The sequence below is a fragment of the Desulfitobacterium elongatum genome, assembly GCF_055378975.1.
On sequence record NZ_AP038772.1, the window covers coordinates 2,064,641 to 2,087,336 of the forward strand.

The following is a 22,696-nucleotide window of genomic DNA, read 5'->3' on the forward strand; positions in this document are numbered from 1 at the left end:
AAAAACATTCTTATCAGGAGGTAAGTGGTACGAAATAAATGAGAATCATAATAAAATGGATGATTGTTCCTGCTGCCACGAAGAGATGAAATACCTCATGGAACCCAAGGTTAATCCTCGGAATCCTGAAGATTTTGGCTGCATAAATAATTGCCCCGAAGGTGTACATTGCTCCAGCTGAGACCATCATTAGCAACGCTCCCAAGGGAAGATTACGTACTAATTGAACGATGGGAACAAGTGCAATCCACCCTAAGGATACGTAAAAAGCAGTAGAAACATAGCGAGGTGCATTCATAAACCAAATTTTCAATATGACGCCAATGATAGCGAGTACCCATACAGAAATGAGCATGGCCCAACGCCACCCCCCACTCAAACCATAATAAAAGACGGGGGTATAGGAACCAGCGATGAGGATGTAAATCGACATGTGATCAATTTTACGTAAAGTGAGTTCTCTTCGAGGGGTAGTTCGTACAGCGTGATAGAGTGAGCTAGCCCCATAGAGAGCAATCACACTCAACCCGAAAATGCTCATCGTAATTAGCTTGGATAGACTATTTCGGGAGAGAAGAATCAGGAAAACTAATCCTACCCATCCAGCTAAAAAAGGAATAAAGTGGGTCAAGGTGTTCATGGGCTCTTTCAGACTTAGTTTCATCGAATTCCTCCCATTTTTAAGTAATTTCTCATATATCTTATTCTCTTCAATATTTCTTGGGTTGTTAGTTAAATATTAAACCTCTTTTTGTGTAAAATCAAATAAGATATAGGTTAAGTTTATACATAAACAGTAGGCTCCTTTCCAAAGGCTTATTACCATGATAAACTATCAACTAATGAAATCTTAGTCACCCATAACCACTTTCAGTTCTATTCCGTACCGACGATTCATGTGATGAATAAGACCGATGAGCCTATGACTATTATGAGCGAATATCCTTACACTCAGGTAAAATTTAAGATATTGACTTATGAAACTCAAAAAATAATAGGTAACACACAGAAAATGATCAGGAAGGTGACGTTGAAGAATGTACAAGCTAGGCGCAAAGGGCCTTCGACTTTTTAACTCAAGGGCAGCAGCTTATATCAAGGATAAGAGTAAAGTCTCGGATTTACTCAATTTGGCTATCCGAAAAGGGGTGAGTTCGGATGCCCTAAAGGACGTTTGGGAGCGGTTACAGCTTCTGATAAACGTACTCAGAGATTGGGTCACTGGGGAGTATAAGGAGATTCCCAAACGCTCACTGATTATTTTGATAGCAGCCCTTCTTTATTTTGTTACCCCAGCAGATTTAGTACCTGATTTTATTCCTATCAGTGGGTATCTAGATGACGTAACAGTGCTTAGTTTCGCCTACTCACAGATTACGAAAGACCTGGATCGATACAAGGCCTGGAAGGCTGCAAGAGAAGAGTTGAAGGTTGAATCTCAAGAGGAAGAAGTGGATACATCAAAATCGGTAGAGACTGGGCATGATTTGGATGACAGATAGAATATTCAGAGGAAATAATGAGCATGGCCTTACATCACTGAGGAGAGAGTGTGTTGTAAGGTCTTTTTTTTATTACAACAGATAGAATCTCCTTATAATCAGAGATACTTAAGGGAATTTTAATACTAGGAGGGGAAGCTATGCCAGAAATTCCTGAGATGGAGCTTTATAAAAATAACCTCAATTCAACAGTAAAAGGGAAAACGATTGATCAGGTTTGGATATATCGTCCAAAGTGCGTTAACCTCGAAACTGATATCTTTAGTCATCGAATTATCGGCACAAAGATATCGGTTGTAGAACGCAAGGGGAAGTATTTAGTATTTAGCCTGAGTAATGGACTTAAGCTCCTTGCCCATATGATGTTGGATGGTAGGTTATATTACTTATCAGGGAAGGATTCGCCTCTCGAAAATTCAGACTTTGGGGAAGTCAATCGAATATACGAAAAGGTACAGGGCCTTTCCGGAAAGCCTAGTGTTTTATTTCTGCTGGAGGATGAATCACTCCTTTTCTTTTGTCAGCTTACACTAGGTTATCTCCGACTTTATGAGGAAGATGAACTTAGGTCGATCCTTGATGAATTGGGCCCAGATCCGTTAGATGCAGCTTTTGGTTCGGAAGATTTTAGTCTGCTCTTAGCGAAGGCAAGCAAGCGGGGGATGATTAAGCCCTGGCTGATGCAGCAGAAGAATATTTCAGGGGTCGGGAACGCCTACTCCAATGAGTCATTATTTGGAGCGGGTATGTTACCGACAAGGAAGATAGGATCAATTTCTTCTTCCGAGCGTATAACACTCTTTAGTGCGCTAAGAAATATACTGGAAGAATCTATCAAACAAGGAGGTGATATGGAGGAACCGTTTACTCTAAACGATGATTTTACTGGGGGGTTCATCCCTTATTTCCGTGTCTATGATAGACAGGGTGATCCCTGTTTCGAATGTGGTCAGTCTATCGTTAAGGAAGAAGTAGGGGGAAGAAATGCCTTTTTCTGCCCCCGATGCCAAAAGTAGTGGAGTGTAAACGCCTAAATATTCAATGAAAGGGGGTCAATTAATTTGAGTCAGACAAAGCTTCCAAAGCCTGCTTTTCCGCCGCAACATCAGGATAAACAACCCGGAGTAGAGTCTATGATGAATCCACTTCCTCTTGCCGAAGATTTCAATTATCATGGAAGTGGAAAACTCGAAGGAAAAGTAGCGCTAATTACAGGAGGAGATAGTGGAATCGGACGAGCTGTAGCGATTGCTTTTGCAAAAGAGGGAGCAGACATCGCGATCGTTTACAGGGATGAGCATTCTGATGCTGAAGCGACTCAGTCAAGAATTCAAGCGTTGGGCAAGAAGTGTTTTCTGCTCTCAGGGGATATTGGTGAAGAGGCGTTTTGCGGAAAAGTGGTATCAGATGTACTTAAAGCCTTTGGTCATTTAGAGATTCTTGTCAATAATGCTGGAGAACAGCATGTGCAGAATAGTTTACTGGATATTTCTGCAGTTCAGTTAGAACGGACCTTTAAGACAAATATATTTTCTTGCTTCTTCCTTACTCGGGCGGCACTACCCCATCTCAAATCGGGTGCAGTTATTATTAACACAACTTCGATTACAGCTTATGAAGGTCATGATCAACTCATTGACTACTCAGCCAGTAAGGGAGCAGTCGTAGCGTTCACTCGTTCCCTCTCTGAGTCTTTGTCTAAGCAAGGAATCCGTGTAAATGGGGTAGCACCGGGTCCAGTGTGGACTCCTTTGATTCCGGCTTCATTCCCTGCTGATCAGGTAGCTACTTTTGGGAGTACGACACCCATGCAGAGGGCAGGACAACCAAAGGAGATTGCTCCCGCCTATGTATTTCTTGCTTCAAGTGACTCGTCGTTTATGTCAGGTCAGATTCTTCACATTAACGGCGGAACAATTATTAACGGTTAGGTTGGGGGTTGTAAAAAACTACTCCGCATCAAAAACGATGCGGAGTAGTTTTTTGTGAACAGTATATTTGAGTTGTTCGCGCTGACTAGAGAACGCGCTTAGCCCCAATATAATGGGATTTCCAATAGGATCCCATCGAATAGATGGTTACTCCTTTAGAGCTTGATGCATTGATAAATTGTCCATTTCCAATGAAAATTCCAACGTGGTCGATGACCTTATCTCCATCGAGTGAAAAGAAGACGAGGTCACCTGCTTTCAGGTTTTCATAGGAGACTGCGGTTCCTTGCGCATACTGATCACGAGAAACACGGGGTAAGGAAATTCCCTGTTGAGCAAATACATACTGGGTGTATCCTGAACAATCAAAGCCACTTGGAGTTGTTCCACCCCAGACATATTTTACCCCGATATATTGTTTAGCAGTACTGATAATCGCACTGGCTTTTGAACTATTACTAGAGGAACTCACGGATTTCGTCGGAGTGCTAGTACTTTGCCCTCTTGATACTTGTGAGGTTGAACTACGCGGGCGAGGCGCGACGTTATTAGAGGAGGGCTTTTCTGAGGTGCTTTCGAGCGACGAAGTAACGGTTTGAGTATCGGAAGTTTGTTTGGGACTTTCCGCTGCGATTTGAATCTCATCAGGACGACTTGCTTCGTAGGAAAGATTGACTGTGTCTGTAAGTGCTTGTGGTTTTGCGGTGACTGCTGTGGTAAGAAGCCCGATTGTTAAAATAGTGGTCATGATTATATTTACACTTTTTTTCACGATGCATTTCTCCTTTCGAGTAAGCGATAGATGTCCAAAAGAAAGACAACCCGCCGCCCTTTGGAAGGTTGTCTCTAGTATATGATAAATTATTCACTTTGTCCTTATAAAAACTTTGGTAATAATTCTAGCATTTGTAAGAATTGTTTATCTACCACTTAACAAAAATTGTGGCACACCTAAAGTGGGATGTTCGATTCGTATTAAATCAGCTTTATAAATCTTAGCAAGGATGTCTTCGTTTAGGACTTCTGCAGCATTTCCCCAATTAATGATCTTTCCTTGATCAAGTAAGAGTAGCCGATCACAATACTGACCTGCAATATTCAGGTCATGTAAAACCATAATCAGGGTGAGTCCTTGTTCTTGATGCCACTTGCGTACATGCTCCATGACAAGAATCTGATGCCCAATATCAAGATAAGTCGTTGGCTCGTCTAAAATTAGAATCCGGGGTTCTTGGGCCATCGCACGGGCCAAGGAAACGAGTTGTCGTTGTCCTCCACTCAAGGCACTTACTTTCTTCGATCGAATATTCCATAAATTTAAATTTCTTAAGACGCTCTCCACAATTTCACGATCATGTGCTCCAAGCTCTGAAAAGGGTTTTAACCATGGGTATCGTCCCATGGAGACAATTTGTTCCACGGTATAGGGTAGAGGAGGAGTACCTTCTTGTTCAAGTACTGCAATTTGGCGAGCGAGTTCTTTATGAGAGTACGAGCTAAGAGGTTTATCGCGAAGGAGGATTTTTCCTGAGGAAAGAGAGTGTAGGCCACTCATTGAGCGAATAAGCGTCGATTTTCCACTTCCATTGGGCCCAATAATCCCGAATATTTCTCCTTCTGCAATTGTAAAGGATATGTCACATAAGACAGGAAAAGTTCCATAACGGTAGTTAACGTGTTCAAGCTCAAATAAACTCATCCCTAATCCCTCCTTAGCCTGTTTTTTAGTAAATACCCAAAAAACGGTGCACCAACAAATGCCGTAATGACTCCAATCGGAATCTCCCGTGATTCTAAAAGCGTACGAGCCAAAGTATCAGACCATAATAGAAAAATTGCTCCAGCCAAGGTTGAGACAGGAAGAAGAATTCTATGATCAGGCCCTACTGAGAGGCGCATAAGATGGGGGACGATTAACCCAACAAAGCCAATAATTCCAACGACTGAGACTGCTGCCGCAGTTAAGAGAGAGCCGACAACTAAGATAATGATTTTTTTTTGTTCAACATTCATCCCAAGGTGGGTTGCAGCTCTCTCACCGAGTGCGAGTACGTTGAGGTCTCGTTGCTGAAAGAGAAGGTAGGTTAATCCTATGAGGAAATAAGGGAGAAGAATAAACACATCTGTCCAAGTGCGATTCGCAAGACTCCCCATCATCCAGAAAACGATTTCTTGCATCTGTTGTCCTGAGATTGCGATTAAAAAGGAGAGAAATGCTCCCAGCAAGGATTGCACAACGACTCCAGAAAGAATCAGTGTTTCCCTTTCGTGTTGGCCTTGTTGCTTAGAGAGTGCTAGGACAAAGCCCAGGGAAATAAGTCCTCCTGCGAAGGAAAAGAGGGGGAGGGAAAGATGACCAAAGAACGATGAGCTTCTAAAAAATACGATAGAGGTAGCCGCACCGAAAGCGGCTCCTGAAGATACTCCGAGAATATAAGGATCAGCTAAGGGATTCCGGAGTATACCTTGAAAGGCAACCCCTGATGCAGCTAACATCGCACCCACGACCAAAGCAAGAAATACGCGTGGTAAACGCAAATTCCATACAATCGTTTCCTGAGCCATCGTCCAAGTCGCATCTAAACTCAAGAAGGGCAAATGATTCAGGAGGATTTGCCAAGTAAGATGGAAAGGGAGACGAACGGCGCCAGTCATGACGCTAAAAACCATGGAGAATAGGAGAAGAATGAACAGGCCACTGATCCACGATATACTTTTCGGGGCTAGAGTTTTGATGCTCATGCCTTTCCTTCCTCCTGATTACGTTCTTATTTAAACAGTTCTGGGTAAATAGCTTTTGCTATTGATTCTAATCCATCAACAATACGGGGACCCGGTCGAGTAACCATATCACTATCTAAATCGTAAACTTTTTTATTCTTAACTGCTTCGATAGTTTGCCAGGCTGGACGCACTAAGATTGTATCCTTCACATTGGGTAGGTAGTAAGAATAGGTGTCAAGAATGACTTGAGGGTTTTTAGCTATAACTTTTTCGGCACTGTATTGAGCCCAATCCTTAACATCACTGGCAATATTAATTCCGCCTGCTTTTGTGAGGAGCTCATTCAGAAAAGTGCCTTCTCCTGCAGTGAAAAGGTCGGGATCGACTTCAATCCACACCTTAGCTCGATCTGTAGATTTAATAGTAGCGACTTTGTCTGAAATCGTTTTTTCCTTCAGTTTCATCCCGTCAACAATTTTCTTTGCTTGTTCTTGGGCATCGGTGATTTGTCCGAATTTCTCAATGGTTTTGTATGTAGCCTCAAGACTCTGAGGATTTACCTGAACAACGGGAATCTTAAGATTTCGGATGGAGCTCACAGTTTTTTCATCCTGCATACCTAAGACGATCAAATCTGGGTTAAGCTTTAGGATTTGTTCGACATTTGGATGAAGGCTATCTTCAAAGATATATTCTACTTTTTGCTGAATCCCTTGGGGATAATCATCATATTTGGTGACGGCAATGACTTTGCCTTCTAGGCCAAGCGCAAATAAAGTCTCTGTGGAGGCGGGGACAAAGGACACGATCCGTTGAGGTTTACTCTTAAGGGTTGTTTCTACTCCCGCATCATCTTTAAAGACGAGAGGATAAATCGTTTGAAGTGAAGTTTTCTGTTCGGGAGATTTCGAGTGCTGTTGTGGAGTTTGGGTTGTGCTGCAACCACTAACGAAAATCAAGGAGAAGATAAGGGAAAATACAATCGCTGTTTTTCGGAATAATTTGACATCTCTCATCGCTTTGTTACCCCTTTCTGTGCACGTGAGGAAGAAAGAAATTGAAAAACCTTTTACCACGAGGATAAAAGGTTTTTGATTTGCTGCGTTAGAAATATTCCATTTTGCAGCGACTATTCCTTGTCCTCGAAGGATGTACGCTCGAATGAATAGGCAGGTTTTCTGGCTTATGGCAATGTATTCACGCCTTTCAGTCATAGGACAGCGGCATAGAAGAATACACTTCCATTTTACAGTGGCGGGACCGCGTCGGAATTACACCGACTTACCCTTTTACTCCTCTCAACTCATATAGGAGGAGAACCTAATCATCATGCTATATTCTTTTATTTCAATTATATAGCATGCATAAGTTAAAGTCCAAGATATTCTTTGCACCAAGTGGTTATCATTATCTTGATGGTGATTCGAATCTTTTTAGAAGAGTAAGCAAATAATAGTAAGAGAAGGATTTTACTGTATCCAATGGAATAGATTTTTCTTAGGGTAGGTTTTATGATGCCAGGGTATCGATGGAATGTGCGAACTACCAGTACTTAAGCTTAAAGGAGAGTGTTTTCTGTGAAAGATTTAATCAAAAAAGGTTTGGCATTGGGTCTAGGGTTTGCAGTTGTGAGTAAGGAGCAAATCGAAAAGGTCGTCGATGAACTTGTAAAAAAAGGAGAACTTTCCGCAAGTGAGTCCAAGGATCTGATCAACGAACTCATCCAGAAAGGCAACGAGCAGCATAAAGAGATTAATACAAAACTTCGAGATCAAGTTCAGAAGATATTAGAGGAATTGAATATCCCGAGTAAAGTGGATATCGATAGACTCGAGAAACGGATCGTGGAGTTGGAAAATGCTCAGGGAAATATTCAAGACCATACTCCTGGTAATGATTGAATTGATGACAACAAACGTTGAGAATCTTTGAGATATTAATACTGTTTTGCTAGGGGAATCGAAATGATCGGAAGAAGAATCCGTCATATCAATCGTTATCGCGAAGTCGCATCAGTTCTCGCCCGGCACGGGTTCGGCCTCATCCTAGAAGAGATGGGGCTCATTAATTTATTGTCTCTTCCAAAGCGGATTTTTCGAACCGAAGAAGAGGTGGATCCGCAAACGTTAGGAGAACGTTTGCGGATAGCGCTTGAAGAGTTAGGGCCAACCTATGTCAAAATGGGGCAAATTGCGAGCACAAGACCGGATATCTTACCAGCGTATGTGATTACTGAGCTCGAAAAACTTCAAGATCAGGTGCCTCCTTTTTCGTTTATTGAAGCGAGTAAGATCATTGAAGCCGAACTTGGGGCCGCCCCAAGCGACATCTTTATGGAATTCGATGAAACTCCTATTGCTGCAGCTTCGATTGGCCAAGTACATTATGCGGTACTCAAGTCAGGAGAGGAAGTCGCAGTCAAAGTTCAGCGACCTTTGATAGCTCATACTATCGAAACGGATCTTGAGATTCTTTTGGATCTTGCAGGGCTTGCCGAGAGGAGAATTGAGTGGGCGGCGCTTTATCATGTGAGGGACATGGTTGACGAATTTGCTCGCTCACTTCGTAGTGAGCTCGACTACAGTATCGAGGGGCGCAACGCTGAGAAGATTGCGAAGCAATTCGCTGAGGACACGACGATTCAAATCCCTAAGGTGTATTGGGAGTATTCTAAAAAAAGAGTATTAACTCTTGAGTTCATGCGTGGGGTAAAGCTTAGTCAGATTGAGAATCTCGAAAATCTTGGATATAACCGTGAGGTTCTCGCTGAAAATCTTATTAAGGCGATGTTTAAGCAAATTCTAATCAAAGGATTTTTTCATGGTGATCCCCATCCAGGAAATATCTTTGTCCTGCCAGGACAAATTATATCTTTCATTGATTTTGGGATGGTTGGTCGGCTTTCACCCGATATGAAGTACAACTTCGCCTCGCTCGTCATCGGGATGATGAGGCAAAAAACAGAGGACATGATTGATGCAGTATTTGAAATGGGAATTGTGCCCGATGATATCGATCGCAAGGTTTTGTTTCGAGATGTAGATCTCTTGAGAGAAAAGTATCTTGATGTTCCCTTGAGCCAAGTTCATCTCGGGGAAGCAGTGAATGATTTGTTTCAGATCGCTTTTCGACACCGAATTCTTATCCCCTCTGACCTCGTCCTGTTAGGGAAATCCTTGCTCAGTCTTGAAGGGATTGTTGAGCGTCTTGATCCGAATATTAGTATTGTCAATATTGCTGAACCTTTTGGGCGACAACTTCTAAAAGAACGCTTCAATCCAACGATCCTAGCGGAGAAGGCTTGGCATAATCTGAAGGAATATACTGAACTGATTATCGAACTCCCCAAGCAGACGAAGGCGCTTTTGCATACGATTCAGAGGGGAAGGACTCGGATCGAGATCATCATTCCAGAATTGGAGACCTTCTTACGAAAGCTTGATCGAATCAGTAATCAGATTTCCTTTAGTATTATCCTGTTATCCTTCAGCATCATAATGTGTGGTCTCGTTATAGCTTCTGCACTCGGGAAAGAACCTCTTGTCTTCTGGCATATTCCGGCCATCGAAGCAGGGTTTGTCGTCGCCGCAGTCATGTTTCTACTCCTGATCTTTTCGATTTTTCGATCGGGCCGGTTCTAAATATGTATACCTAATCAATCGTTCGACTCTAAACTGGAGAGCTCCATTGGTGTTAGATTAAACCTCCATTTGAACGAATATCGCTGCGGATTTGATCAAACTGTGAGTCATCTACGATAGCAGCTAGTAAAACGTCTCGACCTGTGACAGAACTCTGCCCGCTCATGCCACTAGCGGCTGGATCACTTGCAGTTAGAGGTCCTACATCCCCGCTTATATCTCCGAGGGTTAAATCGGATAGGCTTCCAATCTGCCCTGTCGCTGGATTCATGACATAATCGGCAGTCCCTTCAGGATATTTGTGGATTCTGTCAATTTGTACGTCAGATATCCCCAAGCTTTTTAGCTGGTTGGCTATCGCCTCGGCCTGATCCACCGAATTAAAGTAGGCGAGAATATTTCTTTCTGTCATCTGTTGTACACTCCTTTTATATTTGTTTCTTGGACGAGGTTTGATATAATTTAAAGAACCTTACTGCAAGTCACTCTAATTAAAGAATTCGAAAATATTTACTTTTAGGCTATCTTTACAGAAATTTTCGTTTGAGACCTTATTAGATTTGGTTGTTTCTATAAATTCTATTCTTAAAAGCTCGGATGAAAAATTCATATTATTGAGGTGACGAATGAGAAAAATTCTAGCGATTAATCCTGGATCCACTTCGACGAAAATTGCCTTATTCGAAGATTCGACGTGTCTATGGAAAGAAGTCATTGAGCACCCGGCTGAAGAATTAAGGGGATTCAGCAGGATTAATGAACAGTATCCTTATCGCAAGATGAAAATTCGCGAGACCTTCGAACAGCATGGATTAAGTATCGATTCTCTTGATGCTGTCGTTGGACGTGGCGGAATTTTAAGTCCACTGCCAGGGGGGACTTTCCTTGTAGATGAATATATGGTGAACTCACTTCATAACGCTATTTCGGAACATGCTTCCAATTTGGGAGGTATACTCGCTTATTCCTTGGCTGAGAAAACAAAGATTCCAGCCTATATTGTTAATCCTGTTACGGTTGATGAGATGGAACCGATTGCACGCTTGTCAGGGCATCCTGAATTACCGCGTTTTAGCTTGTCCCATGCCCTGAATATGAAAGCGGTTGCGCACAAGGTTGCAGATCGATTGGGATTGTCGTACCGAGAGCTCAATTTGATCGTTGTTCATTTGGGAACCGGGATATCAGTCTCTCCCCATAGGAAGGGACGTATGATTGACGTCAATAATGCGAATAACGAAGGACCCTTTGCTCCTGAACGGTGTGGAACGGTACCTGCTATCTCTCTGGTCAAGTTGTGTTTTTCGGGAAAATATACAGAGAAGGAGGTCATATCGCTCTTAAATCGTGAGGGGGGACTCTATGCCTATCTGGGTACCAAGGATGTCCGCGAAGTTGAGAAACGGATAAATGCTGGGGATGAGGAATCAAGATTAGTATTAGAAGCTCTTAGTTATCAAGTAGCAAAAGAAATAGGCGCGATGGCCACAGTACTTGCCGGTCAAGTCGATCGGATTGTACTAACGGGTGGTTTGGCTTATTCAAAATTTGTCACACAGGCGATAATTCAAAGAGTTCAATTTATTGCACCGATAGAAATTTTCCCGGGAGAAGTGGAGATGGAAGCACTTGCTTTAGGCGCTCTTCGAGTAATAAAAGGGGAAGAGCAGGCCCAAATCTATAGAGGTTAGATTTTACTAAATTTTTCACGAGTATAAAGGAGTGTTCCCTTTGCGCTATACCGGATTTGAAAATCTAATGGATCATGCGAGAAATTTGAATACGGTAAAGGTGGCTGTTGCTGCTGCTGCAGACAAAGACGTTCTCGAAGCGGTAAAACTTGCTCAAGAGGGTGGGTATATCGAACCCATATTAGTGGGCGATCGAGAAAAGGTCATTCTGTTAGCAGAAGAAATAGGTCTAGATTTAAATAAAAGTAAAATCATCCACGAAACCAATCTGGAACAAGCTGCAAATCTAGCGGTAGATCAAGTTGTTGATGGTGAGGCACAGTTTCTCATGAAGGGCCTAGTGAATACCGCAGATTTTCTGCGAGCAGTACTACGTCCAGAACGTGGGCTGAAGACTGGACGATTACTAAGCCATTTGGCAGCCTTCGAAATCCCAGGTTTTCCTCATTTATATTTCGTTACAGACGGTGGAATGAATATAGCCCCCAATATAGAACAAAAAAAGCAGATATTGACGAGTACGATTGATTATCTGAAATCCATTGGTATGGAGAAGATCAATATCGTAGCTTTAGCAGCGAATGAGATTCCTAGCTCGAAGATGCCAGCCTCAATGGATGCTAAGGCTTTGGCAGAGATGAGCAAAGCAGGGTGCTTTCCGGGAGCGATCCTCGAGGGTCCCCTTGCTTTGGATGGGGCCATGAGCTCAGCAGCCTTAAGGCACAAAGGAATAGAAAGTAAGATCAACGGAGATACGGATGTTTTTTTGGTCCCAACAATCGAAGTTGGAAATGTCCTTGCGAAATCCCTCGTTTATTTTGCAGGAGGAATGATGGCCGGTATCATCCTCGGTGCCCAAGTTCCTATTGTTTTAACCTCTCGAAATGACTCCCCTCGTAGTAAGGTGATGTCCATTATTATGGCAGCCTTGAGTCAGCAGGCAGTTCGTTCTATCTAAAAATTAGAATGATATTAAGTGAATATATTCAGTTTACTTGGTACAATGGCTAAAGAATAGGTATTTACCCCTTTAAGGAGGAATCGCAATGGCTGGACATTTACAAATTAACGTTGATCGTTGTAAGGGGTGCTCTCTCTGTGTTAGTGTATGCCCCCCAAAAATTCTGTCCATTGGACAAGTTGTTAACGCAAAAGGGCATTATGCTGTTCAAATGATAGAAGCTGATCGCTGTATAGGATGTGCTTTTTGCGCATTAGTCTGCCCTGATCTGGCCTTGGAAGTCTATCGAATCGATAATAAAGGAGAGTGAGTCCAGTGAGATTATTGATGAAGGGGAACGAAGCAATTGCCGAAGCAGCTCTCCGTTCAGATTGTCGATTGTTTTTTGGCTATCCTATTACCCCATCGACTGAGGTTCCAGAGTACATGGCTAAGAAAATGCGAGCTATAGGCGGGACTTATCTTCAAGCTGAAAGTGAAGTTGCTGCAATCAACATGGTTTATGGTGCTGCTGCGGCAGGGGAGCGAGTAATGACTGCGACATCGAGCCAAGGCTTCTCTCTTATGCAAGAAGGGGTTTCGTATTTGTTCGCCGGCGAACTACCGACTGTCATCGTCGATGTCATGAGACATGGTCCAGGCTTAGGGGGTTTAGGACCTACACAAGCTGATTATTTCCAATTAACAAAAGGGGGAGGACATGGAGATTATCACTCGATTGTGCTCGCTCCTGCCACAGTTCAAGAAATGGTGGACTTAACTCAAGATGCCTTTGATCTGGCTGATCAGTGGCGTAATCCTGTTATTATCGCTTTAGATGGAATTCTAGGCCAAATGATGGAGCCGGTAGAGTTTGTAGATCGTGAGAAAAGAGAACTCCCATCGAAAGATTGGGCTGCAAACGGTCTTCAAAGCCGTACGACAAAAACCAAGAATAATCTTGTGAGTTATACGCTTTCGAACGAAGTCGGCGAAGTGCATAGCTTACATTGGAATGCGAAAATTGATGCAATGCATAAAAGCGAACAACGTTATGTGGAGTACCTCATGCAAGATGCAGAGTATGCCTTTGTAGCGTTTGGAACCTGTTCAAGAATTACTGAGACAGCCATTGATATCCTCCGCGAAGAGGGATTCAAAGTTGGCTTGATCCGACCTATTACCTTATGGCCCTTCCCGGAGAAAGGGCTCCTCAATCGAGTCAATCAAATGAAGGGCTGGATGAGTATAGAACTCAGTGCGGGCCAAATGGTGGAAGATGTGCGTCTTGCAGTTAATGGAAAGGCACCTGTTGCTTTCTTTGGTCGTCATGGAGGAATGACTCCTGAACCGGAGGAAGTGGTCGCCGCTTGGAAAGACCGGTTCGTTGAAGGAGGGGTGAAGTAGTATGAAACTCGTTTTTAAAAAGACAGAAGGTTTAACGGATCGTCCCTTCCATTACTGCCCAGGCTGTACACACGGTATCATTCATCGTTTGATTGGGGAAGTGCTTGAGGAACTCGATCTGATTGACCAAACCATTGGAATTGCACCCGTTGGATGTGCGGGTTTCTGTGAAAATTACTTTGCCTGTGATATGATCGGAGCCGCCCATGGACGTGCAGTCGCCGTTGCCACAGGGGCGAAGCGAGCTCGCCCTGATCGTGTTGTGTTTACTTATCAGGGAGATGGTGATGGTGCTGCCATCGGCTTAGCTGAAACGATCTCTGCTGCAGCTCGCGGGGAGAAAATTACTTCAATCTTTGTTAACAATGCCATCTATGGTATGACTGGAGGTCAAATGGCCCCCACCACCCTCGTTGGTCAACGTACCTCTACCTCTCCATATGGACGAGATTCAGGACAAATGGGTTTTCCTCTGGATATGCCTAAGCTTTTAAATCAAGTCGACGGTGCAGCCTATGTGGCTTCGGTCTCTGTGGATACGCCTCAAGAGATTATGAAAGCAAAAAAAGCTATAAAAAAGGCTTTCCAGATTCAGCTTGATGGGCTAGGGTATTCTTTCGTTAGTATTCTTTCGACTTGTCCGACCAACTGGGGCGTAACACCAGTCGAAGCGTTAAGTTGGCTGCAGGAAAAAATGAAGCCTTATTTTACCTTAGGAGAACTGAAGGTGCCTCAAGCTGATATCACGGTAGACAGGGATTCGGCTCAGACCCTGGTGGAAAAGAATTCAGTCAGAATTCCGAATGCCTTGAATGGAAAAGAGGAGGAAGGCGGAGATGAGTAAAACGATGACCCGATTGATCCTTGCAGGATACGGAGGTCAAGGCGTGCTCTTCATGGGCAAGGTCCTTGCTCAAGCAGGAATGATTGCTGAAAGACAGGTCTCGTGGATTCCATCCTATGGACCGGAAATGCGCGGCGGAACAGCAAACTGCTCAGTGGTTATCTCCGATAAAAAAATCGGTTCGCCTACTGTAGGGAAGCCAGATATTGCCGTCGTTATGAATACAGCTTCCTTTGAACGATTTGTAGATGCAGTTGTTCCGGGCGGAACACTCTATGTGAACTCATCCATTGTCGTGGAAAATTCACAAATTTTAACCAGAGAAGATATTCAGATGATCTATGTTCCAGTGAATGAAATGGCACATGATCTAGGTAATGATCAAGTGGCGAATATTATTATGCTCGGTGCAATGCAAGCGATTACTCCAGTGGTTTCTGATGATGCGTTTAAGCAAGCTATGCGAGAATTAGCCGGCAAGAAGCCGGGATTAGCAGACCTAAACTCACAAGCACTTAAAGCAGGGGAAGATTTTGCACAGAGGTTAAATCTTGGGTGAGCTCGGACTCTATATTCCTGCCGAAGAGGATTTGCTCTAGGTCATCGCTGCCAAAGATAGCCAAGTTGGAGTGATATATGTTAATTTATTAGTATGCGGTGCTAAATTGCATACTTTTTTGTTTGATTGAGTTTAGTAATGTTCATCTGATGGCTAACCTCCATAACAAAAATGTCCGAAATAATAACTCGTAAAAACTTTAGGACTAATATAGATTAAAACGCCATAATGGTTTACGATATCTCTTAGAATATCTTTGTGGAGGATATATCAATGAAAAAAGTCTATGCACCGGGTTGTGCGCTAATGATTTATAAACCAGAGCTCGCTAAAAAAGTTTTAGAGTTCTTAAATAAGGATTATATTGATGTTACTGAACACCTGACGTGTTGCAGACATGATCCTAACCTTGACATTGGTACGCAAGTTATTAATACGTGTGCAGGCTGTGACCGGAGATACAGAGAACTTTATGAGGGGATTTCTACTGTATCACTTTGGGAGATATTAGCTGAAAGCCAAACCTTTCCGTTTCCTGACTATAACGGGATGGAAATGTCTATCCATGATGCCTGTCCCACACGAACCGAAGATAGGGTTCATTCTTCAATTAGAAAACTCCTTAAGAAGATGAATATTAACATCACTGAACCGAAAAATACTCGTACCAAAGCAATTTGCTGTGGGGATAGTTTTTACGGCAGTTTGCCTATGGAGCAGATCAAGGAGCAGATGATAAAACGCTCAAGCGAAATGCCTTGCGATAATGTAGTGGTTTACTGTGTCTCCTGCATCAAAGCAATGTACATAGGCAGTAAAAAGCCACGATATATTATAGATCTATTGTTTGGAGAACCTACAGGAATAGGTACATTTGAGCCTGAAGCCTGGCACAATGAATTACAAAAATTCATAGATGCACACTAACTGAGAAAAAACGAAGTAGAGGTTATCATAATGGCTATTTATATCGCACTATTACGGGGAATTAACGTAGGTGGTAAGAATATTATTAAGATGGCCGATTTGAAACTCGCGTTTGAAGCGATGGGCCTTACTCAGGTGCAAACGTATATTCAAAGTGGTAATGTCCTGTTTCATTCAAATGAAGAGGAAGAACCGCTACGCAAGCATATCGAGCATGAACTTGAGATAACTTTCAATTTTAAAGTCACAGTTATTTTGCGAACATCTGCAGAGCTGGAGCGGATGATCATGAATTGTCCATTTTCAGAGAAAGCAATATCGGAAGCGAATCTATCTTTGAAAAGTGAGAGCCTTTACGTCTCTTTATTGCTTCATGCTCCTTTGCAGAAAGGGATCGATCGCTTCAGCACTTACCAAAGCGAAAGTGATGAGTATAGAATTGAAGGCCGAGAGGTCTATCTTTTATTCCATGATAGCATTCGAAATTCCAAGCTTGCGAATAATCTTCAGAAGCTGGATGTACCGGCGACCGTCCGTAACTGGAAAACGATAAACAAGCTAGCTGTGTTGGCAAAAGCCATGAGGGTTGAATAATAATGGGAAAATAAAAAAGCCTACCCAGGAGTTAAATCCTGGATAGGCCTCTGTCAAACGATTACCAATTGTTACGTGTGCGTGGTTGGAAACAATCACGGCAATATACGGGTTTGTCGCCAGAGGGTTGGAAAGGTACTGTGGTTTCTTTACCACAACTAGCACAGACTGCAGGGAACATTTCACGTTGTGGACGTGAAGAGTATCCGCCATTACCTCTGGTTTGTTGCTTTCTAGCAGCACGGCAGGATGGGCAACGACCGGGTTCGTTGGTGAATCCCTTTTCAGCGTAGAATTCTTGTTCGGAAGCGGAGAAAGTAAACTCGGCTCCACAGTCCTTACAGGCTAAAACTTTGTCTTCATACATAATATAAAAACCTCCAAAATTGTATTACCCGCTATCTGGGAAGTCTTCATTCTTCCTACAGCTTTAGGCAATAGAGAAGGTTTTTCGTAAATCCACAAAAACTAACGAGCTTCGCTTAGTATAACTTTAACTCAAGGATAAGTCAATTGTTTTAATTCGCAACCCAGTTTAATTTGCAATCAAACTCCCCGACAATGAATGACCTTGTATTGCTGGAGTTTCTACCCTATTATAGTAAAATAATGTCATAGATTAAAAGAACAGGAGGGATTGCCTATAATAGCTACAACAGTAAACAGTGGACTTAGACATATAGACTGCTCAGCATATCAAATACATACCGTTCTTCTGAAATAGCAGAATATAATATAATAGGCAAAGGGATTGTTCTTACAAAATAAGCAAACGAAAGGGATTGGCATGAAATTCAAAGGAGTTATTTTTGATTTAGATGGAACTTTGGTTAATTCACTTGAAGATATTGCAGAGTCTATGAACAAGGTTCTCTTCAGATATGGCTTTGAAACTCATGATCTTCAAGCTTATAAGTACTTTATTGGAAATGGGATTAGAAACCTCGTGCGTGAAGCGTTACCGCAATCCTCAAGGGAAGATGAGTTGATTTCAAAGTGCTTTGCTTCAATGATGGAGGAATATAGGGATCATTGCACGGACAAGACAAAACCCTATCCAGGTATCGGCGAACTTCTTGATGAATTGACTAAACATAACATCAGACTATCTGTGTTCTCTAATAAAGTCGATGAACTGACGAAGCAAGTGGTGTCAACCTTACTTCCCAACTGGAACTTTGAAGTTGTAATTGGCGCAAGTCCTGATATCCCAAGAAAACCAAATCCCGAGGGTGCTTTCTTAATCAGTGAAAAGTTAAGAATTCCTCCATCGGATTTGATATATCTTGGTGATACTGGTATAGACATGCATACGGCAACAAGTGCGGGGATGTACGCTGTTGGGGTTCTTTGGGGGTATCGGACAGAAGAAGAGTTGATTTCAAATGGGGCGAAGAGCTTAATATTCCATCCTTTGGACTTAATAAAATTGTGAGGAGAGAATGGGAAGGAATACAGATTGATGAAGGTAAAACAAGTAACAGAAGATAAAGACTTAATGGATGCTTTTCAAATCAGAAAAGTTGTTTTTGTTGAGGAACAGGGAGTCCCTTTGAAAGACGAATTTGACGAGTATGATCCAGAGGCAGTACATATTCTTGTTTTTCACGACGACCAGCCTTCTGCAACGGGTAGATTGCGAATTCACAGTGATTACGCTAAATTAGAGAGAATATGTGTTTTAGCAAACTCTCGTCAATATGGTCTAGGCAAAGCTGTTGTTCAATCACTGGAGAAGATTGCGAAAGAAAAAGGCCTAAAAAAAGCAAAACTTCATGCCCAAACCCAGGCTGCTGATTTCTATAAAAAACTAGGATACACTCCAGATTCAAATGAATTTATGGAGGATGGCATTCCACATATCTTAATGGTTAAGAATTTATCCGAAGGCTAAGGGTCATTGAGAATTCTGCTTCTTTAGAGAGATAAGTGACATAAATATTTACCTAACTGAAAAAAGACTGAGCTTTGAGGAAGTTGGGAAAAAATGCGATTATTTGTAGGAATTGATTTACCTTATGAATTGAAGGAGACTCTCCTTCAATTTCAGTCGGAATTAAGGTCCCTCGGAGTCAAGGGATCATGGAAATCACAAGAAAATTTTCATCTAACCTTAGAATTTTTAGGTGAATTAGAACGAGAAAAGATCATTACACTTACTGAAGCACTATCCAAAGTAGCTAGGCATAATAAACCTTTCAAGTTAGGCCTAGGAGGGATTGGGGTATTTCCGACGATGACACGACCTCATACTTTGTGGACAGCGCCAACGGGGAGCTTATCAGAGCTTAGTCGATTAAGGGATGAGATACATCTTGAACTCGTAAAAAATGGATTTGTCCTGGAGAACAGACAATTTAAGCCCCATATTACGCTTGCCTCTCGCCCAATACTTGACGATGTTGATTTATCCATTGTTCATACCAAGATGCTCGGTGAGTTCGATGTTACTAAGGTTGCTTTATTCGAGAGTAAGGCTATTCGTGGAAGAAGAATTTACACTGTTTTACAGGATGCAAGCCTAGGAAAATCCAATCTTTGAGAAAGCCTCTTTTACTCAATCTTAATATCTTAAATTTACTAGCTAGAATAGCTGAAATAAAAGAGGAGAAAGTATGAAAACATTAATCGAGACTAAATTGGACAACTTTAAATTGCGATTTGCGACAGAAGAAGATGTATCATTAATTTTATCGTTCATCCGCGAATTAGCTGACTTTGAGGAAATGCTACACGAAGTTGTGGCTACAGAAGAAATACTAAAAGAATCTTTGTTTGAAAGAAAAGTGGCTGAGGTAATCATTGGAGAATTGGACAATAAACCGGTAGGCTTTGCATTGTTCTTTCATAACTTTTCGACCTTCATAGGACGACCGGGTCTATACTTGGAAGACTTATATGTTAAGCCTGAAGTGAGAGGAAAAGGCCTTGGTAAGATTTTACTTGCATTTCTTGCGAAATTGACCATCGAAAGAAAGTGTGGCAGATTGGAATGGTGGTGTCTAGACTGGAACGAATCCTCGATTAACTTTTACAAACATCAAGGAGCAGTCCCGATGGAGGATTGGACTGTATATAGAGTACAGGATAAGGGGTTAGATAAATTAGCAGGTGAATTTTAAGCTCGAGGGGGTAGGAGGTTCGTTTAGCTTCTTGGAATATTAATAACTTGCCCTGTGAAGATGACATTGGGATTGCTTATATCAGGATTAATTCTTAATATACTATCCACTGTTACGTTAAATCGAGTGGCAATGATGAACAAGGAATCTCCAGGCCTCACAATATAACGTGTAACTTCAGGACGGGGCCCACATTCAGCACCCAGGGCTACCCAAGTTTCTACATCGACGACACCTGTAACTTCAAGTTCTTTTACACTCCGCTGGAACGCTAAAAGAGCTGCTTGAGTTCGAGGTCCAAAAATACCATCAATCGGGCCGGGATTAAAACCAGCAAACCGAAGCAGTGTCTGGAATCGTGTAACGGCAGAACCACGGTCTCCTTGACGTAAAAGTGGACAGTTAACATTGTCGGTTGGGATTTCTATTGTTTGTCCAGGGAAAATAATATTCGGATCTGTGATTTGGGGATTAACAGAGATTATGGCATCCACGGTAGTATTAAATCTTTGGGCGATGGTAAACAGAGTATCACCTGATTGAACAACATAGGTCATAGCATGAACCCCCAAACCAATTTTCTATATCCTATGGGTTCTTTAATGATTTTGATAGTGATCCATCAAGTTTTGAGACTTAGGATTTATTTGGATGATTGTTCATGTAATTAGTGAGCCATAATGTATGGAATTCCTCATCAAGAAGGTTTTCCATAAGATTATCATAAAGGATCCAATACTTCTTTTCTTTACTCTCTGTTATAAAATTACGATACGTTTCAATAGCCTTATTTTCTAAGGCAATGCCCAGTTTGCATGTATTGTATTGACCTGTTGATTCAACCGATTCTCCAAGCAGATTTCCCACTAAATCGAATAATGTGCCTACGACAGTAGGAACTGTTTCATTCGCTTGTTCAATCTTTTTAGCGAAAAAATCAGCGTGCGTTTGTTCGATTTTAACCATTTTTTCAAAGACTTTACCGTAGTATTCATCCTGGGCTGAGGAGACCTGTGCCTTGTAGTAAGCGACCTGAAAGGTTTCTAACGTATAGAATTCCTTAAGCCGAAAGATTAATGTGTCGTCCATTTTCATACCTCACATAATGGATTAACTCTTTTACATAGGCTTCATCAGATAATCAATTAATATCCATTTCGAATAAAAAAACTAAGGCTTAAAAATTAATCTGAAAAACTTCAGCGAAAAACTAAAACGAAAACACAAACTAATAAAACAACTTGGATGGAGTGTAAGTATGCTAATTTTCGAATACGGGCAAAAGGAAATAGAGTACTTAAAGCGCAAAGATAAAAAACTCGGTGAGGCTATTGAGAAAATCGGCATGATCGAGCGTGAAATTACCCCCGATCCGTTCACGGCATTGATCTCAAGCGTTGTTAGTCAACAGATATCCAAAAAGGCTGCGCAGACGGTATGGAGCAGATTGAATACGCTTCTCGGACAGATTACTCCGGAGAGTATTGACCAGGTTAACCTATCTGAAATTCAGGGTTGCGGAATGTCTGAGAGAAAAGCAGGATACATCAAGGGTATCGCGGACGCTGCTAATTCTGGTGCGATAGACTTTAATACGCTTCATACACTGACGGACGAGGAGGTCATAAAAAAGCTTTCAGCATTGAATGGCGTAGGCGTTTGGACTGCTGAGATGTTGCTTATCTTCTCACTTAATCGCCCAGATGTAGTAAGTTACAAAGATTTAGCCATCTGTAGAGGAATGATGAATTTATACGGGCTCAAAGAACTCCCAAAGGAAAAGTTTGAGCGGTATAAAAAGAGGTATTCACCCTATGGGTCAGTGGCCTCCTTGTACCTATGGGCGCTTTCATAAAAGCTTAAAAGGATGGGACATCATGTTACGAAGACCAATTATTGAAAAGAAATATATTCGAGACAGCAGAGAAATTACGTATTATGGACATGAGGAAGAAAGCCCGGTAATAATGGAATCGCTGGATCGGCCTTTTCTGGATAAAAATGGTGATCGCATGACGAATCGAGGACATCAATATCAGCTATTGGATGATGCTGGGCCCGAAGAGCCACAGAGTGAGGAAGTTGAAGTTGTTGGATGGATTGACAGAACTGCAGATTGTCCGTTTGATTTCATCCTTCTTGATTCAGGCACAGGTAAATACTACCTTGCGAATCTGAAGGGTCGTACAGATGGGTGGCCACTTTTTGCGATTCAAAAGGATCAGCCGACGTGTGCTCGTTCTGGGATGGGCTCGCAATGGAATTGCCGTTTATGTGCAAAGTACTTTGGTGAAGTATGTAAGGGAAGGTAGTTGGTATCATCTTGTGTATGCCGTACGTCTTGTCTGAAGAATGCAATAGTCTTAGATACTCGAGGGTGAATTCAAAGATGGTTCCTCGAAAGGAACCACCTTATAAAGAAAATGGAATTCCTTTGAAACTTGCTTATCCTTTGGAACGCCGAGAGGGTAAATTCTCCATCAAAGGTGCGGCTTGTTGCGCTGGGTATTGTGGCTGCTGGCCATACGGTAGCGCCTGACGACCATAAGGAAATTGAGCTTGAGGGTGCGCATGAAGCCAATAAGGCTGCGGTTGAGGATAACAGCAAGAGTATACAGGTGGGAAAACACAACATTTGTTAAAGAGATGCATTAGATTTCACTCCTTTACATATTTTGAATAAACTCACTAGATAGTAAATAGTCCTAAAGTGCTTAATAATAGCAACTTTAGTATTTACATAAGATACCTCTACTTGTAATATATTCCATGCAGTCTCTGGTGAAAGTTGCCCACTAAGATATTTATTGAATA

At 42.1% G+C, this 22,696-nt stretch carries 29 protein-coding genes and 1 riboswitch; of the genes, 20 read left to right on the forward strand and 9 right to left on the reverse strand.

Going from position 1 to position 22,696, the window contains the following annotated elements; all coding sequences use genetic code 11:
• Nucleotides 1-13 precede the first annotated feature (13 nt).
• Nucleotides 14-664 carry a PAQR family membrane homeostasis protein TrhA gene (gene trhA, locus ACZ42W_RS09790; RefSeq protein WP_464170359.1) on the reverse strand — a complete coding sequence of 217 codons (651 nt, stop codon included), beginning with the start codon at nt 662-664 and terminating at the stop codon, nt 14-16.
• A 373-nt stretch (nt 665-1,037) separates the two neighbouring features.
• On the opposite strand from trhA, the gene ACZ42W_RS09795 reads away from it, so the two are divergent.
• From ACZ42W_RS09795 to ACZ42W_RS09805, 3 genes are all read left to right on the forward strand, one after another.
• Entirely contained in the window at nt 1,038-1,502 is a 465-nt protein-coding gene (locus ACZ42W_RS09795; protein ID WP_464170360.1) for a YkvA family protein, read from the forward strand.
• 140 nt (nt 1,503-1,642) lie between these two features.
• Nucleotides 1,643-2,518 carry an Fpg/Nei family DNA glycosylase gene (locus ACZ42W_RS09800; RefSeq protein WP_464170362.1) on the forward strand — a complete coding sequence of 292 codons (876 nt, stop codon included), beginning with the start codon at nt 1,643-1,645 and terminating at the stop codon, nt 2,516-2,518.
• 45 nt (nt 2,519-2,563) lie between these two features.
• A complete protein-coding gene (locus ACZ42W_RS09805; RefSeq protein ID WP_464170364.1) occupies nt 2,564-3,433 on the forward strand; it encodes an SDR family oxidoreductase in 870 nt (289 codons plus the stop codon).
• Nucleotides 3,434-3,518: 85 nt separating this feature from the next.
• Here the strand turns inward: ACZ42W_RS09805 and ACZ42W_RS09810 are convergent, their stop codons facing one another.
• From ACZ42W_RS09810 to ACZ42W_RS09825, 4 genes are all read right to left on the reverse strand, one after another.
• Nucleotides 3,519-4,205 (reverse strand): C40 family peptidase, encoded by a 687-nt coding sequence (locus ACZ42W_RS09810; protein ID WP_464170366.1) that lies wholly within the window; start codon nt 4,203-4,205, stop codon nt 3,519-3,521.
• A gap of 147 nt (nt 4,206-4,352) precedes the next feature.
• Nucleotides 4,353-5,132, reverse strand: a complete 780-nt coding sequence (locus ACZ42W_RS09815; RefSeq protein WP_464170368.1) for an ABC transporter ATP-binding protein — start codon at nt 5,130-5,132, stop codon at nt 4,353-4,355.
• 2 nt (nt 5,133-5,134) lie between these two features.
• Entirely contained in the window at nt 5,135-6,175 is a 1,041-nt protein-coding gene (locus ACZ42W_RS09820) for a FecCD family ABC transporter permease (RefSeq protein WP_464170370.1), read from the reverse strand.
• Nucleotides 6,176-6,201: 26 nt separating this feature from the next.
• Nucleotides 6,202-7,173, reverse strand: coding sequence for an ABC transporter substrate-binding protein (locus ACZ42W_RS09825; RefSeq protein WP_464170372.1), 972 nt, complete (start codon nt 7,171-7,173; stop codon nt 6,202-6,204).
• A 135-nt stretch (nt 7,174-7,308) separates the two neighbouring features.
• Nucleotides 7,309-7,496, reverse strand: a riboswitch (cobalamin riboswitch).
• 238 nt (nt 7,497-7,734) lie between these two features.
• Here ACZ42W_RS09825 and ACZ42W_RS09830 point away from each other — a divergent pair.
• Both ACZ42W_RS09830 and ACZ42W_RS09835 read left to right on the forward strand, forming a co-directional pair.
• Nucleotides 7,735-8,058, forward strand: coding sequence for a phasin family protein (locus tag ACZ42W_RS09830; protein WP_464170374.1), 324 nt, complete (start codon nt 7,735-7,737; stop codon nt 8,056-8,058).
• A 63-nt stretch (nt 8,059-8,121) separates the two neighbouring features.
• A complete protein-coding gene (locus ACZ42W_RS09835) occupies nt 8,122-9,798 on the forward strand; it encodes an ABC1 kinase family protein (protein WP_464170377.1) in 1,677 nt (558 codons plus the stop codon).
• A gap of 52 nt (nt 9,799-9,850) precedes the next feature.
• Here ACZ42W_RS09835 and ACZ42W_RS09840 read toward each other — a convergent pair whose 3' ends face one another.
• The gene (locus ACZ42W_RS09840; protein WP_464170378.1) at nt 9,851-10,210 is read right to left on the reverse strand and encodes a hypothetical protein; all 360 of its coding nucleotides are present in this window, start codon (nt 10,208-10,210) and stop codon (nt 9,851-9,853) included.
• Nucleotides 10,211-10,424: 214 nt separating this feature from the next.
• Between ACZ42W_RS09840 and buk the strand changes: the two genes are divergently transcribed.
• The 8 genes from buk (at nt 10,425) to ACZ42W_RS09880 (ending at nt 16,760) form a co-directional block, all read left to right on the forward strand.
• A complete protein-coding gene (gene buk, locus ACZ42W_RS09845) occupies nt 10,425-11,489 on the forward strand; it encodes a butyrate kinase (protein ID WP_464170379.1) in 1,065 nt (354 codons plus the stop codon).
• 40 nt (nt 11,490-11,529) lie between these two features.
• Entirely contained in the window at nt 11,530-12,447 is a 918-nt protein-coding gene (locus ACZ42W_RS09850) for a bifunctional enoyl-CoA hydratase/phosphate acetyltransferase (protein ID WP_464170381.1), read from the forward strand.
• An 88-nt stretch (nt 12,448-12,535) separates the two neighbouring features.
• Nucleotides 12,536-12,760: a 4Fe-4S binding protein gene (locus ACZ42W_RS09855; protein WP_464170383.1), complete on the forward strand. Its 225-nt coding sequence runs from the start codon at nt 12,536-12,538 to the stop codon at nt 12,758-12,760.
• 5 nt (nt 12,761-12,765) lie between these two features.
• On the forward strand, nt 12,766-13,836 hold the full coding sequence (gene vorB, locus ACZ42W_RS09860; RefSeq protein WP_464170385.1) for a 3-methyl-2-oxobutanoate dehydrogenase subunit VorB: 1,071 nt from the start codon (nt 12,766-12,768) through the stop codon (nt 13,834-13,836).
• A 1-nt stretch (nt 13,837) separates the two neighbouring features.
• Nucleotides 13,838-14,680 (forward strand): thiamine pyrophosphate-dependent enzyme, encoded by an 843-nt coding sequence (locus ACZ42W_RS09865; RefSeq protein ID WP_464170387.1) that lies wholly within the window; start codon nt 13,838-13,840, stop codon nt 14,678-14,680.
• Nucleotides 14,673-15,239, forward strand: coding sequence for a 2-oxoacid:acceptor oxidoreductase family protein (locus ACZ42W_RS09870; RefSeq protein WP_464170388.1), 567 nt, complete (start codon nt 14,673-14,675; stop codon nt 15,237-15,239). The genes ACZ42W_RS09865 and ACZ42W_RS09870 overlap by 8 nt, the downstream gene beginning before the upstream one ends.
• Nucleotides 15,240-15,512: 273 nt before the next feature.
• Nucleotides 15,513-16,166 carry a heterodisulfide reductase-related iron-sulfur binding cluster gene (locus ACZ42W_RS09875; RefSeq protein WP_464170390.1) on the forward strand — a complete coding sequence of 218 codons (654 nt, stop codon included), beginning with the start codon at nt 15,513-15,515 and terminating at the stop codon, nt 16,164-16,166.
• A 30-nt stretch (nt 16,167-16,196) separates the two neighbouring features.
• Nucleotides 16,197-16,760 (forward strand): DUF1697 domain-containing protein, encoded by a 564-nt coding sequence (locus tag ACZ42W_RS09880; RefSeq protein ID WP_464170392.1) that lies wholly within the window; start codon nt 16,197-16,199, stop codon nt 16,758-16,760.
• Nucleotides 16,761-16,821: 61 nt separating this feature from the next.
• On the opposite strand, the gene ACZ42W_RS09885 is transcribed toward ACZ42W_RS09880, so the two are convergent.
• The gene (locus tag ACZ42W_RS09885; protein WP_464170394.1) at nt 16,822-17,127 is read right to left on the reverse strand and encodes a zinc-ribbon domain containing protein; all 306 of its coding nucleotides are present in this window, start codon (nt 17,125-17,127) and stop codon (nt 16,822-16,824) included.
• A gap of 420 nt (nt 17,128-17,547) precedes the next feature.
• Here ACZ42W_RS09885 and ACZ42W_RS09890 point away from each other — a divergent pair, with 420 nt between their 5' ends.
• From ACZ42W_RS09890 to ACZ42W_RS09905, 4 genes are all read left to right on the forward strand, one after another.
• Nucleotides 17,548-18,195, forward strand: a complete 648-nt coding sequence (locus ACZ42W_RS09890; RefSeq protein WP_464170395.1) for an HAD family hydrolase — start codon at nt 17,548-17,550, stop codon at nt 18,193-18,195.
• Nucleotides 18,196-18,222: 27 nt separating this feature from the next.
• Nucleotides 18,223-18,654, forward strand: coding sequence for a GNAT family N-acetyltransferase (locus tag ACZ42W_RS09895; RefSeq protein ID WP_464170940.1), 432 nt, complete (start codon nt 18,223-18,225; stop codon nt 18,652-18,654).
• 93 nt (nt 18,655-18,747) lie between these two features.
• Nucleotides 18,748-19,302 (forward strand): RNA 2',3'-cyclic phosphodiesterase, encoded by a 555-nt coding sequence (gene thpR, locus ACZ42W_RS09900; protein WP_464170396.1) that lies wholly within the window; start codon nt 18,748-18,750, stop codon nt 19,300-19,302.
• 73 nt (nt 19,303-19,375) lie between these two features.
• Nucleotides 19,376-19,882 (forward strand): N-acetyltransferase family protein, encoded by a 507-nt coding sequence (locus tag ACZ42W_RS09905; protein ID WP_464170397.1) that lies wholly within the window; start codon nt 19,376-19,378, stop codon nt 19,880-19,882.
• A 23-nt stretch (nt 19,883-19,905) separates the two neighbouring features.
• On the opposite strand, the gene ACZ42W_RS09910 is transcribed toward ACZ42W_RS09905, so the two are convergent.
• A complete protein-coding gene (locus ACZ42W_RS09910; RefSeq protein ID WP_464170399.1) occupies nt 19,906-20,439 on the reverse strand; it encodes a LysM peptidoglycan-binding domain-containing protein in 534 nt (177 codons plus the stop codon).
• A gap of 79 nt (nt 20,440-20,518) precedes the next feature.
• The gene (locus ACZ42W_RS09915; RefSeq protein WP_464170400.1) at nt 20,519-20,971 is read right to left on the reverse strand and encodes a demethoxyubiquinone hydroxylase family protein; all 453 of its coding nucleotides are present in this window, start codon (nt 20,969-20,971) and stop codon (nt 20,519-20,521) included.
• A 169-nt stretch (nt 20,972-21,140) separates the two neighbouring features.
• Here ACZ42W_RS09915 and ACZ42W_RS09920 point away from each other — a divergent pair, with 169 nt between their 5' ends.
• The 3 genes from ACZ42W_RS09920 to ACZ42W_RS09930 all read left to right on the forward strand — a co-directional run bounded on the left by ACZ42W_RS09920 (nt 21,141) and on the right by ACZ42W_RS09930 (nt 22,524).
• Nucleotides 21,141-21,737 (forward strand): DNA-3-methyladenine glycosylase family protein, encoded by a 597-nt coding sequence (locus ACZ42W_RS09920; RefSeq protein WP_464170402.1) that lies wholly within the window; start codon nt 21,141-21,143, stop codon nt 21,735-21,737.
• A gap of 22 nt (nt 21,738-21,759) precedes the next feature.
• Nucleotides 21,760-22,194, forward strand: coding sequence for a hypothetical protein (locus tag ACZ42W_RS09925; RefSeq protein ID WP_464170404.1), 435 nt, complete (start codon nt 21,760-21,762; stop codon nt 22,192-22,194).
• A 129-nt stretch (nt 22,195-22,323) separates the two neighbouring features.
• Entirely contained in the window at nt 22,324-22,524 is a 201-nt protein-coding gene (locus ACZ42W_RS09930) for a hypothetical protein (protein WP_464170406.1), read from the forward strand.
• Nucleotides 22,525-22,696: the final 172 nt, after the last annotated feature.